19 protein-coding genes are annotated in these 18445 nt (G+C 45.9%); 12 read left to right on the forward strand and 7 right to left on the reverse strand.

What is annotated here, in order from left to right; translation table 11 throughout:
* Positions 1-17 precede the first annotated feature (17 nt).
* The 4 genes from LHL20_RS10955 to gpsA all read left to right on the forward strand — a co-directional run bounded on the left by LHL20_RS10955 (position 18) and on the right by gpsA (position 2318).
* Positions 18-443 (forward strand): rhodanese-like domain-containing protein, encoded by a 426-nt coding sequence (locus tag LHL20_RS10955; RefSeq protein WP_159627317.1) that lies wholly within the window; start codon positions 18-20, stop codon positions 441-443.
* A 12-nt stretch (positions 444-455) separates the two neighbouring features.
* Complete coding sequence (grxC, locus tag LHL20_RS10960; protein ID WP_226433343.1) at positions 456-716, forward strand: glutaredoxin 3; 261 nt, start codon at positions 456-458, stop codon at positions 714-716.
* A gap of 62 nt (positions 717-778) precedes the next feature.
* A complete protein-coding gene (gene secB / locus LHL20_RS10965) occupies positions 779-1288 on the forward strand; it encodes a protein-export chaperone SecB (protein WP_159627319.1) in 510 nt (169 codons plus the stop codon).
* Between the two features lie 10 nt (positions 1289-1298).
* Complete coding sequence (gene gpsA / locus LHL20_RS10970) at positions 1299-2318, forward strand: NAD(P)H-dependent glycerol-3-phosphate dehydrogenase (protein WP_226433344.1); 1020 nt, start codon at positions 1299-1301, stop codon at positions 2316-2318.
* A gap of 77 nt (positions 2319-2395) precedes the next feature.
* Here the strand turns inward: gpsA and trmL are convergent, their stop codons facing one another.
* From trmL to LHL20_RS10990, 4 genes are all read right to left on the reverse strand, one after another.
* Entirely contained in the window at positions 2396-2860 is a 465-nt protein-coding gene (gene trmL, locus LHL20_RS10975) for a tRNA (uridine(34)/cytosine(34)/5-carboxymethylaminomethyluridine(34)-2'-O)-methyltransferase TrmL (RefSeq protein ID WP_202263334.1), read from the reverse strand.
* Between the two features lie 69 nt (positions 2861-2929).
* The gene (locus LHL20_RS10980) at positions 2930-3898 is read right to left on the reverse strand and encodes an alpha/beta fold hydrolase (protein ID WP_159627322.1); all 969 of its coding nucleotides are present in this window, start codon (positions 3896-3898) and stop codon (positions 2930-2932) included.
* A 102-nt stretch (positions 3899-4000) separates the two neighbouring features.
* A complete protein-coding gene (locus LHL20_RS10985; RefSeq protein WP_226433345.1) occupies positions 4001-5365 on the reverse strand; it encodes an ATP-binding protein in 1365 nt (454 codons plus the stop codon).
* Positions 5366-5426: 61 nt separating this feature from the next.
* Entirely contained in the window at positions 5427-6173 is a 747-nt protein-coding gene (locus LHL20_RS10990) for a response regulator transcription factor (RefSeq protein ID WP_202263331.1), read from the reverse strand.
* A 196-nt stretch (positions 6174-6369) separates the two neighbouring features.
* On the opposite strand from LHL20_RS10990, the gene LHL20_RS10995 reads away from it, so the two are divergent.
* A complete protein-coding gene (locus LHL20_RS10995; protein WP_226433346.1) occupies positions 6370-7197 on the forward strand; it encodes a Spy/CpxP family protein refolding chaperone in 828 nt (275 codons plus the stop codon).
* A gap of 84 nt (positions 7198-7281) precedes the next feature.
* Here the strand turns inward: LHL20_RS10995 and LHL20_RS11000 are convergent, their stop codons facing one another.
* Positions 7282-7692, reverse strand: a complete 411-nt coding sequence (locus LHL20_RS11000) for a methylglyoxal synthase (protein WP_226433347.1) — start codon at positions 7690-7692, stop codon at positions 7282-7284.
* 516 nt (positions 7693-8208) lie between these two features.
* Here LHL20_RS11000 and argC point away from each other — a divergent pair.
* From argC to LHL20_RS11035, 7 genes are all read left to right on the forward strand, one after another.
* The gene (argC, locus tag LHL20_RS11005) at positions 8209-9222 is read left to right on the forward strand and encodes an N-acetyl-gamma-glutamyl-phosphate reductase (protein ID WP_226433348.1); all 1014 of its coding nucleotides are present in this window, start codon (positions 8209-8211) and stop codon (positions 9220-9222) included.
* The gene (gene argB / locus LHL20_RS11010; RefSeq protein ID WP_226433349.1) at positions 9219-10025 is read left to right on the forward strand and encodes an acetylglutamate kinase; all 807 of its coding nucleotides are present in this window, start codon (positions 9219-9221) and stop codon (positions 10023-10025) included. Before argC ends, argB begins: the two co-directional genes overlap by 4 nt.
* Positions 10025-10936, forward strand: a complete 912-nt coding sequence (locus LHL20_RS11015; RefSeq protein ID WP_226433350.1) for an ornithine carbamoyltransferase — start codon at positions 10025-10027, stop codon at positions 10934-10936. Before argB ends, LHL20_RS11015 begins: the two co-directional genes overlap by 1 nt.
* 36 nt (positions 10937-10972) lie before the next feature.
* Positions 10973-12178 (forward strand): argininosuccinate synthase, encoded by a 1206-nt coding sequence (locus LHL20_RS11020; protein WP_226433351.1) that lies wholly within the window; start codon positions 10973-10975, stop codon positions 12176-12178.
* A 35-nt stretch (positions 12179-12213) separates the two neighbouring features.
* Positions 12214-13596, forward strand: a complete 1383-nt coding sequence (gene argH, locus LHL20_RS11025; protein ID WP_226433352.1) for an argininosuccinate lyase — start codon at positions 12214-12216, stop codon at positions 13594-13596.
* 17 nt (positions 13597-13613) lie between these two features.
* Positions 13614-14924, forward strand: a complete 1311-nt coding sequence (gene argA / locus LHL20_RS11030) for an amino-acid N-acetyltransferase (RefSeq protein WP_226433353.1) — start codon at positions 13614-13616, stop codon at positions 14922-14924.
* Between the two features lie 145 nt (positions 14925-15069).
* Positions 15070-15936 (forward strand): alpha/beta hydrolase family protein, encoded by an 867-nt coding sequence (locus LHL20_RS11035; protein WP_226433354.1) that lies wholly within the window; start codon positions 15070-15072, stop codon positions 15934-15936.
* A 53-nt stretch (positions 15937-15989) separates the two neighbouring features.
* Here LHL20_RS11035 and yghU read toward each other — a convergent pair whose 3' ends face one another.
* A complete protein-coding gene (yghU, locus tag LHL20_RS11040) occupies positions 15990-16847 on the reverse strand; it encodes a glutathione-dependent disulfide-bond oxidoreductase (protein ID WP_226433355.1) in 858 nt (285 codons plus the stop codon).
* Positions 16848-17074: 227 nt separating this feature from the next.
* The gene (locus LHL20_RS11045) at positions 17075-18094 is read right to left on the reverse strand and encodes a DUF4382 domain-containing protein (protein ID WP_226433356.1); all 1020 of its coding nucleotides are present in this window, start codon (positions 18092-18094) and stop codon (positions 17075-17077) included.
* Between the last annotated feature and the right edge of the window lie 351 nt (positions 18095-18445).

Consider the following 18445-nt stretch of genomic DNA (forward strand, 5'->3'; position numbering starts at 1 on the left):
AGACAGGGTTAGAGGTAATGGATCAACTAATTGAATTTGCTGGCAACAATATTGTGCTTGCTGGTATTTGGGTTGCACTGATTGCCATGCTGATATTTAGCTATATCAGTGCTTGGACATCATCGGTTAAAGAGTTAAGTACTCACGAAGCAACACTTCTTATGAACAAAGACGACGCCATTGTGTTAGATACGCGTCCAGCAAAAGAGTTTAAGGCCGGACACATACTCGGTGCTAGGCAGCTAAAACCAGAAGAAGTGCGTGAGAAAAATTTCAAGAAACTTGAAAACAGTAAAGATAAACCCATTATCGTAGTATGCGCTATGGGTAATCAGGCTCGTGGTACAGCAAATGCGATGCTAAAAGAGGGCTTCGCGAATGTGAATGTATTGAAAGGCGGTATGAACGCGTGGCAAAGCGCCAGCCTTCCCGTTTCTAAATAACAGGTAACCTTTATGAGCAAAGTAGAACTATACACCAAAGGGCATTGCCCTTATTGCCATCGCGCAAAAACGTTATTAACGCAAAAAGGTGTAGAATTTATTGAATACCCCATTGATGTTAGACCAGAACTTCGTGACGAAATGATTGAGCGCGCGAACGGTGGTTGGACAGTGCCACAAATTTTCATCGACGATCAGCACGTTGGTGGCTGTGATGACATGATGGCCCTTGAAGCGCAAAGTAAACTTGACCCAATGTTGGGTCTTGCGTAAAGCGTCAGCGCATACAGCAACGCACTACATTAAATTAAAACGACAATTAAATAGGAAATACCATGGCTGACGAGAATCAGACAAATAACGGCGAAGCAGCTGCAGCACAACCTCAACAAGGCCCGCAGTTCAATATTCAACGCATCTACACAAAAGACATTTCTTTTGAATCGCCAAATGCACCGGCTATTTTCACTAAAGAGTGGAAGCCAGAAATTAAACTTGATATCGACACTAGCACCAATAAGCTAGAAGAGAACGTGTTTGAAGTGGTGCTTTCTGTAACAGTAACTGCGTCACTAGGTGAAGAAACCGCGTTCCTATGTGAAGTTCAGCAAGCAGGTATTTTCGCTATTGGTGAAATGCCAGATCAAGCGAAAGCACACACGCTAGGCTCTTTCTGCCCGAACATGCTGTTCCCTTACGCTCGTGAAACTATTTCAAATCTGGTTAACCGTGGTACTTTCCCTCCACTTAACCTAGCGCCAGTAAACTTCGACGCAATCTTCGCAGCTTACATGCAAAAACGCGCTCAGCAAGCACAGGGCGAAGCGCCAAAAATGGACGCCTAATTAGGTGAACATGAAACACGTGAACATGAAGTCGAATTCGGTTTCAGTATTGGGGGCGGGATCTTACGGTACCGCCCTTGCTTTTTGTTTAGCGCGAAACGGTAACCCCACTCTTTTATGGGGGCGGGACGAAAAGCACATTGCTGAAATGGCTGAACGTCGTGAAAATTCGCGATACTTGCCAGGTGCAACCTTTCCTGAAGCACTTTCTGTTAATGCCAATTTAGAAGACGTGGTGTCAGCCAGCCAAGACATCTTAGTGGTCGTGCCCAGCCATGCGTTTAGCGCCATGCTGCAAAGCTTAAAGCCGCTTTTACAACCACATCAACGCATCATCTGGGCGACAAAAGGTCTTGAGCCTAAAACCGGTCGTTTGCTGCGCGATGTGGCAGAAGAAATACTTGGCACACACTATCCTCTTGCAGTGTTATCTGGGCCCACTTTTGCTAAAGAAATGGTGGCTGGATTACCCACGGCAATATCGTTGTCCTCCACTGACGACACATTAAGTGATGAGTTTGCCGCAAAGTTGCACTGTGCAAAGTCATTTAGAGTGTATAAAAACTCAGACTTTACAGGCGTTCAACTAGGCGGGGCGGTTAAAAACGTTATTGCTATAGGTGCGGGCCTTGCCGATGGCCTAGGATTCGGTGCGAATGCTAGAACTGCGTTGATCACTCGCGGATTGGCAGAGTTAACGCGTCTTGGTGTAAAGCTTGGAGCCAACCCTAAAACGTTTATGGGTATGGCCGGACTGGGCGATTTGGTGCTCACTTGTACCGACAACCAGTCGCGAAATCGACGTTTTGGTTTGGCGTTAGGCCAAGGTAAAAGTGTTGAGGTTGCCATTGAAGAAATTGGCCAAGTGGTAGAAGGATATCGCAACACCGAAGAGGTTCATGTGTTATCTGAAAAGGTTGGCGTTGAAATGCCTATTTGCGAGCAAATTTATGCGGTGCTTTATCATGGCAAATCACCCAAAGAGGCAGCATTAGCCTTACTCGGACGAGACTTGAAACAAGAAGCGTGATTCACAATTTAAAAAGGCTGCATTTGCAGCCTTTTTATTAGTCACTATATTAGCAACGATAGCAGCTAGATTGGTAACTAGCGTGCCCCTTCGTAACCAAACTGGCGCCAACTTTCATACACAAACACTGACACCGCGTTGGATAAGTTCATACTGCGACTATCTGGCAGCATTGGAATACGCACACGCTGCTCTGGCGGTAAGGCTTCGATAACCTCATTGGGTAAACCACGGGTTTCTGGTCCGAATAATAACGCATCACCTTTTTTGTATTGCACGTCACTGTGAAAGGCTTTGCCCTTGGTTGTGCAAGCGAATACTCTGTTAGGCTTAGCATCTTCAAGGTATGCATCTAAATCAGCATGTCGTTTAACATGCGCAAACTCGTGATAATCAAGGCCAGCGCGACGAACGCGCTTATCATCCCAATCAAAACCAAGTGGTTCAATTAGGTGCAGAGTAAAACCGCTATTGGCACATAAACGAATGATATTTCCGGTATTAGGTGGAATTTCTGGCTGATAAAGGACGATATCTAACATGCTTAATGAAACCGACTAAGTGAAAAAAGTGGGCGCATAGTACAATACTATGCGCTATAGCAACATGACCTAATTAGCAGATAAGAAATCTAGTACGCGGGCAAGTGTACGCTCTCTGATGTCATCAGATTCAGTAAAGAGTTCGTGATAAGCGCGCGGTATGATTTCTAGTGTTGTGTTTGGCATTTGCTGGGCTACACGGCGTTGTCGTTTATTGTCGATAATGCTGTCGCCATCAGCACTTAATAATAGGGTTGGCGTTGTAATGGCTCGCGCACTGCTCTCTATGGTATTCATCGCCTCATGCGCCGCTTTTAACCATTCAGTCGTCACACCGCCAAGCTGAATTTCTTGTTCTTCGTCGTAGAGCTCTCTAAATAAGCTATATCGCGTTTTACTGTGGGTGAGCTTATTCAGTGAATAGGGAAATGCGATATAAGGTGTTTGACCGAAGAAGTATCCCGAGTCTCGCTTCTTCATTCGGTTTACGGCTAACCCAGTCCGAATTAGCCCGTTTGCAAGCCAATTAGGGAGCGCTGGTTTGATGCCAAACATCGGTGAAGCTAACACCGCTCTTGTAAAGAGGTTAGGCATCCGAATAAGTGTCAATGCACCAATTGCCCCCCCCATCGAGTGACACACTAACTGTAATTCACCCTGTTGTAGCGGCTTTACGATAGTATCGACAAACGTTATTAAGTCATCGACATAGTCATCAAAACTGGCCACATAACCATGCTGAGGATCATGGGTCATTCGGCCAGAAAGACCTTGCCCCCGATGATCAAGAATAAAAACGGCAAACCCATTTTGGTAAAGGTCGTAGATAAACTCTTTGTACTTTAGGTACGACTCTATACGCCCAGAGCTAATCACTATGGTGGACTTTGGCGACTCTGGAACACAGTACGCGTAGCGAACATTAATGTCATCTTTGCCGGTAAATGCGCCTTCGGTTACATTATCTCGCCAGAAAGGATTTATTTGCGTGGCAAATGTCGTTGCTAAGTTGTGTTCAGATGTGAACGTCCAGTTCATACAGGCACCTACTTTTACCAAAATGAAGAGTGTTTACTCACCGCCCCGCGTCAGATTCAAGTAGCATTACTACATCAGTAGTCTAACCTTACCGTCTCTTTGCTATTGCTTTTTAAAGGCAAGTGTTACGTGAAGACCACCTTTATTTGCGGGTGCGGCCGTTATCCTTCCATGATGCAACTCAACCGCCGCTTTTGCAATGGATAAACCTAATCCAACGCCACCAGACTCCCGCTCTCGGGCTAAAGAGGCTCTGTAAAATGGTGCAAATATGCGTTCGCATTCCTCTTTTGACAAGCCATCGCCATCATCGGTTATGTGAATAAACCAATGTGTTGCATCGGCATTAAAGGATACTTCGGTCAGATAGTGACTATGGCGAATTGCATTACGCAGAACATTTTCAACCGCTCTGCATAACATCATACTATCCACACACACGGTATACTCAGGAATCGCTTGTATGAGCAGCTGCTTATTAGAATTTGCTGCCTCAAAATTCGCATCGGTAAACACGTCATTTAAGGCAAGACTAAGCGGTATCGTTTGAAGTGACACTTCTCCGGCCTCGGCACGGCTCAACGCGAGTAGTTGCCTAATCAGCGCTTCCATTCTGTCAGCCTCACGCTCCACACGCGTCAGCGTTTCAGGGTCTACGTTTTGCTGATGTGCTAACCCCAAAGCCATTTGAAGTCGCGCGAGTGGCGAGCGCAATTCATGCGACACATCGGCGAGAAGACGCTTTTGCGCCCCCCACATCGATTCCAGCTGTTCTGCCATGGTATTAAAGTCGCGGGCAAGTTGCCCTAGCTCGTCTTGTCGGTTAGCGGCCTTGTCAACCCGCGTATGCCAATCACCCCCTGCGAGTTTTTTTACTGAGCCTTGAATATGTAAGATTGGATTAGTCAATGTTCGAGCAAATAGCCAACTCAGTAGGGTGGTTGTGACAAGCGCGATAATAAGAAACAACAGCACTGGTGGTGCTTTTCTTTCTGGCATATCGAATTTAGCTGAGAACAGCGCGTATCTTTCGCCGTTTCGCTCAAAGAAGACTGGGCCAACGAGTTTGATTGCCCCGCGTTTAATCGCAATGGGAGATGATTGACTAACCAAGCGCTGCAAATCTCTCTTGTCATTTGCGCGAAGCGGCGGCCCACCAGCAATAGTCAGCTCCTCTGTGGCAATGTTGATTGCAGCTAAGCGTCCGCGCAATCCCCGTGAGCTACGATTGAGTAGTTCTAATAACGATGCATCCGCTAGTCGAGGACGTGCTAATCGCTGAGATATAGCGTTAAGCTCGGCAACGTCACGAGGTTTGACATCAACGACTTCAAGCTCTTCAAAAAACACCCTGCTTCCCCAAATGGCAAGAAGTGCTGTGACTATAAACGTCACCCAAAACCATAAGAAAAGCCGCCCCATAATCGCACGGGCTGGATTTACTCTCTTTAGAACGTTGCTTAGCATGCTAACTACCTTTTTTGCCGCTCAATTATTTACTGACTGCGCTGGGCGATTATTTGCCACGCTATTCTTTGTTGAGCAGCAACATGTAACCGACACCTCGAATCGTTTTTATTTTCTCATCATGCGCCGCACCTGCGATTTTTTTGCGCAAATTACTGACATGCATGTCGATACTGCGGTCGAACGCCTGTAAGGGTTTACCGAGGATCTTAAGGCTAATTTCTTCTTTGGTGACGCGTTTAGCAGCATTTAGCATGAGCAGTCTTAAAATGGAAAACTCAGTAGTAGTCAATGTTAACTCTGTCTCATCAACTTTTGCTGACTGACTACTTGGGCTTAAGAATATGCCATTAATCACAAGATCTTGCTCAATCGCACCTCCGCCAAGCGAAGCAATATTATGTCGACGCACGATGGCTTTAATACGCGCCACTAATTCTCGATGGTTAAAAGGCTTAGGCAGATAATCATCAGCCCCCATTTCTAACCCCAGTATGCGATCGTAATCATCGCCGCGAGCGGTAAGCATTAGAACAGGTGTAGTATGACTTGCTCGTAACTTTTTCAGTACGTCGAAGCCGTCCATTTTTGGCATCATTACATCAAGCAATATTAAATCATAATGATGTCCTGATACCGCTTCAGCCAAACCGGCTTCGCCATCATTACAAACCTTAACTTTGTACCCCATACTATTGAGGTAAGTTGAAAGCATATCGGTTAGCTCAATATCATCGTCGATGACTAGCACAGATTGTAATTGATAGTCTGAACTCATAATTTTTAACTCGCTGACTGCCTGATCCATATCAGAACTCTCCACCATTAAAGCGCCTTTGTATGGTTGCTTCACCATTTTTTACACTGACACACTTCTACTATAACGTTTCAGACCTTTACAATCTCGATTCGTTACCCCCTTTACATTAGCTTTACGTTACCTTGACTGCATTGATTTTAAATGGCGTTACTCTTTGTATTGTCCGAACAAAAAGGAGACGACGATGAAAAGAGTATTAATTGCCAGTGCGATTGTTGCCACAATCAGTGTATGTGGCGTGGCATCAGCAAAACACGCTGGCCACGAAATGCGTCATCATGAGCCTGTTCATAATATGATTAAACACTTGCGAGGCCTGTCGCTATCTGATGCGCAGCGCGAGGAAATAAAAGGTTTAGTGAGTACGTTTAAAACTGCTAACCCTCGCCCAGTGTTTGCGGAAAATGATATCCCTGAGTTTGAGTTAGCGACAGCTTCAGAGGCACAGCTCACTGAATTCGTTACACAGAAGATTACCGCAAAAGAGGCGACATTTTTCGCGCTTGCGCAGTTGCGTCACGACATCTTTAATGTGCTTACTTCAGAGCAGCAAGCTTTGATGCTAGCACGAGAAGAAAAGCGCGAAGCCAAACGCGAATCGCGTATGCAGTCGCGTCAAGAAAGTAACGAAAGGCGTGAGGCCCATTTCGCGAAACGAGGACAGTCGCACGAACGCGGCCATCCTATGCCCTTTAGAGGCCTCGATCTCAGTGACGAGCAAAAGGCAACGCTTGCAACTCTTAGAGAAGACATGAAGGATGCTATGGCGACACATCGTGAGACCATGCGTAGTTTTAAAGAAGCGCAGCAAGCGTTAATTCGAAGCTCGGCGTTTTCAAAAGATGCATTTGATGCGTTAGTTGCTCAGTACAAAGACGAGCTGGTTAACGCAGGCGTCGCAAAAGCAAAACATCATCAAGCGATGTTTGCCGTGTTGACCGAAGCGCAGCAAAACACACTTAAAGAAAAACGTAAGGAAGAAAGAGCGCTACGCGATATTTTCAGGTCTTAAACGCTAACCTGAATACGTAGTTATAAAAAAGCGTTGATGCTACTCATCAACGCTTTTTGCTTAATTTTTTCTGTTCACGACCGCTTAAAAATTGGGTTTTACTGGTTTGTAATCCGGTGATAAAAACAAAGGTGATGTTACCACGAGGTCTGCTGTTGCTGGTGTACACGCCACAGGTACATTCCACACAGAGCACAAACGAAGCAATGCTTTTACATCAGGATCGTGCGGTGCAGCATTAAGCGGGTCCCAGAAAAAAAATAACGCATCAAGCTTATTTTCAGCAATAAGCGCCCCAATCTGTTGATCACCACCAAGCGGCCCGCTCTTATAACGCGTCACATCAAGCCCAGTTTCACTTGCAATAAGCCCTCCCGTTGTGCCGGTAGCCACCAAATTGCATTGTTTAAGCACGTCTATATGTGTCTTTACCCATTCAAGTAGCTCTGGCTTTTTATGATCATGAGCGACAAGCGCTAGCGTTAATTTACTCATTTTAGTCGAGCCCTACTGTTTGTTTTTTGTCTTTTCTTTGTATATACAAGCAGCACATCCGCATGTAGCGCTTTTAATATAAATATTCAGTTTAATAACTTCAACTGTCAACTTCTTGTAATAACTTTAATTGTATCATGCTTATTACTCTTATTGGTCACCCTCGCCCACATCGCACAAAAATATTTATACATTTATATTGCATAAACATTCAAAATAGATAAACTAGTACACGGTTTAAGCATCTAACCCTTACATGGGTTAATCGATATAGGAATGCGTGATGGCACAACCAACTCGAGTTGTTGGTTTTATAGCTTACAACGACAAAGAGTTAACCTCTCCCCTGGCTGGCTACGTGCTGCATAGCGCGCGACGATGCGCATATTCGTCTATGCTTTTGCGTTAGCACACTTTTTACCTTTGTGATGTGGTAGCGGTTAGGCAAAGGAATACGCCCAATCAGTTTACAAAGGTAAAAAGTGATTTTTTTCTCCCTTTATTGAATTTTTAGTTATGTATAACGTTGCAATTATTGGTGCCAGTGGTTACACAGGAGCACAACTTGTCCAGTTGGTGATGCAGCATCCTGTACTCGCACTTAAAGGTACTTATGTATCTGAAAATAGTGCCGATGCAGGTAAGTCCATTGCCCAACTGCATGGCAATCTTGCCCACGTAAATGCGGTACTTACACCTATTTCAGATGAAGCGCTCTTGGAACTGTCACAAAGTGTGGATTTTGTCTTTTTAGCCACACCTCACGAGGCTAGCCATGACTGGATGCCAATTCTGTCGTCAGGACGTGCAAAGATACTCGATTTATCAGGTGCATTTAGGCTAAAAGATACTGACGTGTTTGCGCAGTTTTATGGCTTCGCCCACACTCAAGAAGAAAGCCTTAACAAAGCGGTTTATGGCCTTGCCGAATGGTATGCCAGTGATATTGCCAGCGCGAATATAATAGCCGTACCTGGCTGTTACCCAACTGCCAGTTTAAGTGCGCTTAAGCCATTAGCAAACAAGCATCTACTTGATGATAGCGTAAGGCCCGTTATCAATGCCGTTTCGGGTGTATCCGGTGCCGGTAGAAAGGCCAGCCTTACTACCAGTTTTTTTGAAGTAAGCCTGCAAGCCTATGGCGTATTAGGACACCGTCACACACCAGAGATAGAAGCCTATCTTGGTGCGCCAGTCATATTTACCCCACATTTAGGTAATTTCAAACGCGGCATTTTGGCTACTGTTACCGTAAAAGTAAAAGCAGGCGTAACCAGTGCTCAACTTGAACAAGCGTACTGTGAAGCCTATGCTGATAAACCTATTGTGCGTTTGCGCGACAGCTTCCCTAAAATTGATGATGTTGCGCACACCCCGTTTGTTGATTTGCATTGGAAGTTAGATGAAACATCGGGGTATGCCGTGGTTACCGCAGCAATAGACAACGTCATGAAAGGCGCAGCTTCGCAAGCTATTCAATGCCTAAATATCATGACAGCACAGCCAGTAGAAACAGGGTTAGTACTATGAGCCGTTCACCAATAGTTATTAAAGTTGGCGGTGCATTACTTGATGATGCACCGGCTATGGCCCGCTTATTTTTAAGTGTTAAAGAAGTGCAAACTGCACGCCCTGTCGTTGTGGTGCACGGTGGTGGACCGTTAGTTGAGACACTCATGGCAAGTCTTGGACTACAAAGTACTAAAATTGATGGCCTACGCGTTACTCCTGATGAACATATGCCATACATCTGTGGCGCATTAGCAGGGTCGGCCAATAAACAATTGTGCGCCGCCGCCATCGCCAGTGGTTTAACGCCGGTGGGTCTGTCACTACTAGATGGTAATATGGTCGTCTGCGAGCCACTTGCCGATCAATACGGTGCGGTAGGTGTGCCGTCAACCGCAGATGCAGCTTTTCTAAAGAACGTACTCGCGCAGCATACCCTACCTGTAATTAGCTCAATTGGTTCAAGCCCCCAAGGCAGATTACTTAACGTTAATGCCGACCAAGCTGCAACGGTAATCGCTGAGCTTCTAGATGCTGAATTGCTACTGCTCTCTAACGTAGATGGCGTGTTAGACGCGGATAAAATGCTGATACGCGAACTTGATGCACAAAGCATTGCCCATTATGCCAGTGAGGGCGTCATCACTGACGGTATGAAAGTGAAAGTCGATGCGGCTCTTGCTTCTGCAGACACCCTTCAACGCCCCGTATTTATTGCCAGCTGGATAGCTGACATTGCCGATATCCTTAACCAAAACACAGGTACACAAATAAAACCTACAAATGCTGCAAATACGAAATCGCAGCAAGCTGGAGACGTATAATGAAACAGGACCTACTTACCTTTGCAGACTGGACACCAGAAGCAATGCAACAGTTGCTGCAACTAGCAGTAGAAATTAAACAAGCCCCTGCAAGCTACAGCAATGTACTGGCAGGAAAGTCTGTAGTTGCCCTGTTTGAGAAACCGTCTCTACGCACCCGCGTGAGTTTTGATATTGGTATTAATAAGCTTGGTGGTCACATGGTGTATTTAGATGTGCAGTCGGGCAAATTGGCTGGCCGAGAAGATGCTGTTGATACTGCGGCGAACTTAGCCTGCTGGGCCGATGCTATTGTGGCGCGCGTTTTCTCGCACACTACCCTAGAAACCTTTTCTAAAGCCGCGAATGTACCGGTGATCAATGCGCTTTGCGATAAGTATCATCCGTGCCAAGGACTTGCTGACTACCTCACTATGTTTGAACGTTTCGGCAAGACTGAAGGATTAACCATGGCGTACGTGGGTGACGGTAACAACGTAACACATTCATTGCTGATTGTGGGCGCATTACTTGGCTGTAACCAAGTGGTTGTAACGCCAAAAGGTCACGAAGCTCATGCTGACATTGTGGCGCAAGCGCAAGCTATTGCAGATAAAACCGGTGTATCTATTGTGCAAAGCCATGACTTAAGCGCCGCAAACGGTGCAGATGTCATTTATACCGATACTTGGCTATCTATGGGTGATGACACACCACTTGCAGACATAAAAGAGAAATTTGCACCGTATCAGGTGAATGAAGCGCTGATGGAGACGACGGGCGCAAGCTACGTAATGCATTGCCAACCCGCCCATCGCGATTTAGAAATTACAGGCTCATTGATTGATAGCGATAAGTCGCTGTTAATGCAGCAAGCCGAAAATAGAATGCATGGCCAGAACGCCATCCTTACTCAATTACTTAGCGCCTAGCAAGACGCATAAAAGACGCTTAAGAGGATTACTTAGATGCAAAACGTTAAAAAGATTGTGCTGGCCTACTCTGGTGGGCTTGATACTTCAGCCATCATTCCATGGCTTAAAGAAAACTATGGCTGCGAAGTTGTCGCGTTTGCGGCAGATGTTGGTCAAGGCGATGAAGAGCTTGAGGGCCTTCATGAAAAAGCCATCGCATCGGGCGCAAGCGAGTGCCACATTGTTGACTTGAAAGAAGAATTTGTTAGTGAGTATATCTTCCCGACCATTACAACTGGCGCGGTATACGAAGGTGAGTACCTGCTTGGTACATCGATGGCGCGTCCAGTGATTGCGAAAGCACAAGTCGAGATTGCACGTAAAGTAGGTGCTGATGCCCTATGCCATGGGTGCACAGGTAAAGGTAACGACCAAGTGCGTTTTGAAAGCACCTTTGCCGCCCTTGCCCCTGATCTAACCGTTATTGCACCGTGGCGTGAATGGGATATGGTGAGCCGTGAAGACCTACTTGCCTACCTTGCCGAACGCAACATCCCAACTACCGCATCAGCAACGAAGATTTACAGCCGCGATGCAAATGCATGGCACATCTCACATGAAGGTGGCGAGCTTGAGGATCCATGGCAAGAGCCTACCAAGCAAGTGTGGACCATGACTGTCGACCCTGAAGATGCGCCAGATACGCCTGAGCGTGTAACGCTGTCTTTCAACGAAGGGAAGCTGACTCATGTTGATGGTGAAGCACTGTCTCCGTATCAAGCGTTAGTAAAATTAAATACTGTAGCTGCGGCGCACGGTGTTGGACGTATCGATATTGTTGAAAACCGTCTTGTCGGCATGAAGTCGCGCGGCTGTTATGAAACCCCAGGGGGCACCGTACTACTTAAAGCCTATAAAGCCCTTGAGACAATGGTACTGGATAAAGCAGCGCTTAAGTACCGAGAGCAAATTGGCCTTGAATTTTCACACGTGATGTACGACGGCCGTTGGTTTACTGCACTTAACGATGCGCTATTAGCCGGTGCAGCCTCGTTTGCTCAGAAAGTCACTGGCGATATCGTGGTTAAGTTATACAAAGGACAAGCAACGGTAACGCAGCGTCGTTCGCCTAACAGCCTTTACTCTGAAGACTTCGCTACCTTTGGTGCCGATGACGTTTACGACCAAAAGCACGCTGAAGGCTTTATTCGCCTGTTCAGCCTGTCAAGTCGTATTGCGGCGCTTAAAAACCAAGGTTAATGAGTTAGGTATTAAAAGCATTTAAGGAGCATCACATGGCGTTGTGGGGTGGCCGGTTTGAATCCGGTGCAAGTAGTATGTTTAAACAGGTTAACGACTCGCTGCCGTTTGACCAAGTTATGGCAAGCCAAGATATTCAAGGCTCTATAAGCTGGTCGCGCGCTTTGCAAAAAGCAGGTGTACTGACGGTTGATGAGCAAGCACAACTTGAAGGCGCACTTAGCGAGTTAAAAGCACAGGCCGAAGCGGGTGAATTAGATTTCAATGCGTCAAGCGAAGAAGACATTCATAGCTTTGTAGAAGCTGCGCTAATTGAGAAGCTTGGTGACATTGGCCGCAAACTTCATACTGGGCGAAGCCGTAACGACCAAGTAGCCACTGACTTTCGTCTGTGGGTACGCGAGCATATTGCCTCACTGCGCGATGATGTACTGGGTGTTATTAAGTCTCTGCTTAATGCCGCAAGCCGTCATCAGGAAGCGATTATTCCGGGTTATACTCACCTACAGCGTGCACAGCCTATTCACTTTGCGCACTGGTGCTTAGCTTACGTAGAAATGCTAAAGCGTGATTTAAGCCGTTTAGATGACTTAAAAGTACGTATGAACCAGTGTCCTCTTGGCTCTGGCGCCTTGGCAGGCACTACCTTCCCCGTAGACCGCCACGCTATTGCTGAGGAGCTTGGTTTCGATTCTCCGTGTCTTAATAGCTTAGATGCCGTGTCTGACAGAGACTTTGTGCTGGAACTTTTGTTTGTAGCAAGCACCAGCATGATGCACTTATCACGCCTTGCCGAAGATATGATTTTTTATAACTCGGGTGAAGCGGGTTTTCTACAGTTAGGCGATAGTGTGACATCTGGTTCATCGCTGATGCCACAAAAGAAAAACCCCGATGCTCTTGAGCTTATGCGTGGCAAGTGCGGTCGCGTGTTCGGTTCGCTGCAAGCCCTACTCGTTACCATGAAAGGCCTTCCCCTTGCCTACAATAAAGATGTGCAAGAAGACAAAGAGGGCGCGATTGATACGGTAAATCAATGGCATATTTGTTTGTGTATTGCCAGTGAAGTGCTGGACTCACTACAACTTAACGAAGAGCGCTGCCGTGTAGCTGCTGCACAAGGCTTCTCTAACGCAACTGAACTGGCTGACTACCTGGTAGGTAAAGGTGTGCCGTTTAGAACAGGCCATGATATTGCCGGGCGTGTGGTGCTTCAAGCCATTGATAAAGGCTGCGCAATTGAAGATTTACCACTTAGCGATATGCAAGCTATTTGCGACAAGATAGAAGACGATGTTTACCCAGTGCTTCAACTGGAATACGGCGTAAATCAGCGCAATATTCTAGGTGGCACCAGCAAAGAAACCGTGACAAAAGCACTGTATCAAGAGCTGGAAAACTTGGACAAACAAGGCTAGTAGCAAAGGACACGCAAATGGTATTAGCACATCACGATGGTATTAAACTGTTTCGCAGTTCGTTACCTTACATTAACGCGCATCAGGGAAAAACCTTTGTGCTAATGTTCGGTGGCGAAGCCATTGAACACCCGAACTTCCCCAATATTATCCACGACATTGCCCTTCTAAATAGTTTGGGCGTTCGCGTTGTGGTAGTGCACGGTGCTCGCCCTCAAATTGATCAGCGTGTGGCACTTCGCAATATAGAGGGTCGTTTTGATAGTGGTGTGCGTATTACCGACAAACAAACCCTTGAATGCGTAAAAGATGCCGCAGGCTCTGTACGTTCTCAGGTTGAAGCGCTACTTACAATGGGATTGCCGAATTCGCCCATGCATGGCTCGCAAATTCGGGTTTGCTCAGGCAACTTAGTAGTGGCAAAGCCTATGGGCGTGCGCAATGGGGTTGATTTTGAAAATACCGGCCTTGTACGCCGCATTGACACCACCGGCATTAATGATCATCTTAACGACGGCTCTATTGTTTTGCTCTCGCCTATGGGCTACTCATCAACCGGTGAAGTATTTAATCTGTCTCACGAAGATGTGGCAACACAAGCGGCTATAGCGCTTAAGGCAGACAAGCTCATTGTGTTTTCCAACTTCGACGGTATTTACAATCGTGAAGGTAGACTACTGCGCACTATCGAGCGCCCGCAGCTAGAGCAGCTTATGATGGCTGGCGACATCACCACAGAGGACACTGTACTTAGCGCACTGACCACCAGCGTCGCAGCCGGCGTTCCTCGTGCTCACTGCATCAGCTTTGAGCAAGACGGAGCTCTGCTGCAAGAACTCTTCACTCGCGACGGTACGGGTTCGCTGGTAATGGAGCATCATTACGAGCAACTGCGCGCTGCCACTATCGATGACGTGGGTGGTATTTTAAAATTGATTAAGCCCTTAGAAGAAAGCGGCGTGCTAGTGAAACGCTCTCGCGAGCGTTTAGAGAATGAAATTAATCAGTTTATTGTGATTGTACGTGACGGCATGATCATCGCCTGTGCAGCGCTTTATCTCTACCCTGAAGATGGCTGTGCCGAGCTTGCATGTGTTGCCACACATCAGGATTATCGTGGTAAAAATCGTGGAGAGCGCATTCTTGATGAAGTTCGACTACGTGCGAAAGAAGCAGGCATTGAGCGTATATTTGTGCTTACCACAGTAACTGCGCACTGGTTTTTGGAGCAAGGTTTTGAGCCAGCCGATATCAGCGCACTGCCTGCTGTAAAAAAAGAACTTTATAACTTTCAGCGCAATTCAAAGGTATTTACGCTCTTAGTATAACCTCTTAACGTGAGGCATGTTAGCTTGCTTTGTTTTAAGACTTCTATGGACAATAATCACTAAAATAAATGCTCACTATATTGCATTTTCGTGTGGCTGCAGGTTTACTGGTACGACCAGATAACTTTCAGAAAATGGGATTACCGTGAGCGATATCTCTATTAAGCACACGTCTGTTACATGTAATGACAGTACCCGGTTAACAGCCACATTGTTCTCGCCTCGGTCTCCTGCAAAAGGGGCCATAATGATTGGCCCTGCCACCGGAATAAAACGTCAGTTTTACAGTGCTTTTGCTACTTATTTATGCGAGCAAGGCTTTGGTGTTATTACCTTTGATAACCGAGGAATTGGTGAATCAGCTCACTCGACGGTGAATAAAAGTGACGCTTCATTAGTCAAGTGGGGCGAGCAAGATATGCCAGCCGTGCTTGAAGCACTCAAAGTGTTTTTTCCAAATGTACATTACTTTCTAGTAGGCCACAGTGCTGGTGGGCAACTACTCGGCCTTATGCATAACGTGCACGATTTAACTGCGTTTTGTAACTTTGGCAGTTCGTCAGGCAGTTTGCGCAACATGCGAAAGGGTTACTTACTTAAAGCGCATTTCTTTATGAATTTATATATACCCGTGAGCAATCTTCTATTCGGTCATACTAAATCTCAGTGGGTGGGCATGGGAGAGCCACTACCTAAAAAAGTAGCGCGCCAATGGCAGCAGTGGTGTAACGGGAGTGGCTACGTGAAAACGGCGTTTGGGAACGATGTAAAAACGCATCACTACGACAATATTTCACTGCCGTCAAAGTGGATGTTAGCCACCGACGATGATATTGCTAACATCGCCAACGTGCATGACATGATAAGCGTATTTCCAAATATGGAAGCAGAAGTAGAAGAGCTTGAACCACAAGCGCATGGTGTCAGCGAAATTGGCCACATGAAGTTTTTCTCTCGAAAATGCCAGCACTTGTGGCCAAAAGTTTCAGACTACTTTAATCAGTATCTGTAGCGCTACGCTTGCGTGTAGGTTACCTATGGCAAGCTGATTTGGCATAGCATTGCCTACTTGTTGGCCAGTGCCTCGTCGATGTCACTGGCACTGTGCCTGTTAGGAAGCTGCCCGTCTTCACCCCATGTTTTGTTTACAATGCGACCGCGTTTAACGCCCTCACGCTGTTCGATTTTCTGTGCCCAACGTAATAGGTGCTTGTACTCGTGCACTTGTAAAAATATTGCTGCATCGTAGAGATTGCCCAATACAAGGTTGCCATACCACGGCCAAATCGCGATATCGGCAATTGAGAATTCGTCACCAGCCATAAACGCATTCTTCGCAAGATGTTTATCAAGTACATCAAGTTGGCGTTTTGTTTCCATAGTAAAGCGGTTAATGGGATATTCCATTGGGTACGGGGCATAACTATAGAAGTGCCCAAAGCCACCACCCAAGTACGGTGCAGAGCCTACTTGCCAGAACAGCCAGTTAAAACACGCCGTTCTTTGCTGTGGCTCGGTTGGAATAAACTTACCAAATTTCTCAGCCAAATAGACAAGAATAGAGCCCGACTCAAACAACTTTGTTTCTGGTGACGTTGTAGTATCAACCATCGCGGGAATTTTACTGTTGGGATTTACATCAACAAAACCTGAAGAAAACTGATCGCCCTCACCGATATTAATAAGCCACGCATCATACTCAGCTTCATTTACACCAGCGGCTAAAAGTTCTTCAAGCATTATAGTGACTTTCTGACCATTTGGCGTTGCCAACGAATATAGCTGAAGGCCATGCTCGCCGACGTTGCGCGTCTTGTCGTGCGTAGCACCTGAGACTGGACGATTAATACTAGCCCACTTATTGCCGTCATCTTCATCTTGGGTCCAAACTTCAGGTGGCGTGTAACTGTCTGTTGTTGACATATTGGGTCCTCAGCAATTTTTCATAAAGGGAATGACACTCTGGCGCACAACATTTCGCTTCAGAGCTATTAGGTATTACATAACAACAAAGAACTGCTTTTAAACACTTATAGTTCAACACCGTCGACTAATACACAGCAATTTACGTTAACCGACATATAAAAAAACCGAGCACTCGGCTCGGTTTTGGAATAAAAGGCGAGCAGTCCGTTGCCCGCAAACTGGGACTATTCGATATTTACGGTAGTAACATCACCGGCTGTAACCGACACTACATCAGAAGATTGTATGAAGAACCCATCTTCTTCATCCTCGTCGGTTTCTGGTTCATCGAATAAGGCAGCACACGAAAAGCTCACTGTGTACTCACCCTGCGGTACAAAACCCGCTGTGAAATTGAATGTTTCGTTTTGGTCGTCATAAGTGACAGGAACCACTGTGAATGGCCTTACTTCGGTGTCGTCTACACCCTCGTCAGCATCATCACCTAGCTTATCGATGAGCGTTTGCTCACCTTGGTATACATAGACTGCATTTCCTGCAAACATATCTGTTTTAGTCGCACATTTTTCGTCCATTACAAGTGCGCTGTCTACTGTCCCTTCTAACGTACCAACGTCGTCATTAAGGGCTAAGCGTACACCCCTTGGCTTTAACATAATGACTTGCTGGCCTACCGGGTCGACAAGACTTTTTCTCAAATCAAATTCAACGGTATAGGCCGCGTCGAAATTTGGTTGGGCGGTAAAACCGTCTAACTTTAATTCGCCGCTAGGTACACGGATTGGGAATGTTCCCTCGTCCATTACAATATAAGAATCGTCTGTCACACTTAGGCGTAGTTGGTTGTATTCACCAACGGGTATCGCCATATCTTCGACGATGACTTCAAATTGAGCGCCAGGAAGGCTCAATAGATCAATACTTCTCGGATCGTTATTTTCATCAGTAACCGAAAAACTAATGGGCTCGCCATTTCCAATAAGTTCTACCTCATCAAAATACACAACAACTTCGCTAGCGTTGTCTACAGGAGCATCAGAGACAGCAAGTGAAAATGTGGTGGTTGTAGGCTGAGTATCTGGAGGTGTGGTGTCGTTGCTATCAGCGCCGCCTGACCCACCACACGCAGTTAGTGTGGCAAGTGCCGCAATAACTAGAGAAGTAGTGAATGAGCGCTTCATACTTTGACGAATGCGATTTGCTTGAAACAGCGCTTTAATACTTTTCGTTTTCATATTTTTCATAACAACACCTTCTCTATCGTCGCTGAAGAAATTCCATTCTTAATCCAGCTTTACTTGTTTTACTATTGCTTTATAACCACTAACAATACAATGAACATGCCAACAGCAAAAAGCCCAATAAATCCATAACCTTAGGTAACAATATAGGCAAGAGAGATGTAGATTGATTATGAAGATGTTGCCCATATGCAACACTTTTTTACTGATTGCAATAGAACGATTAGTTGCGGCTTTTTGATAAGTATCAGGCACAAAAAAAGCAGGACTAACCCTGAGGTATCCCCACAAATAATGACTAAAATTCAGTAAGATAAAAAATAAAGGGAACATTCATGACGTTTGGTGATCAGA

It is taken from the genome of Alteromonas sp. McT4-15 (assembly GCF_020515205.1).
Taxonomy (GTDB): Bacteria; Pseudomonadota; Gammaproteobacteria; order Enterobacterales; family Alteromonadaceae; genus Alteromonas.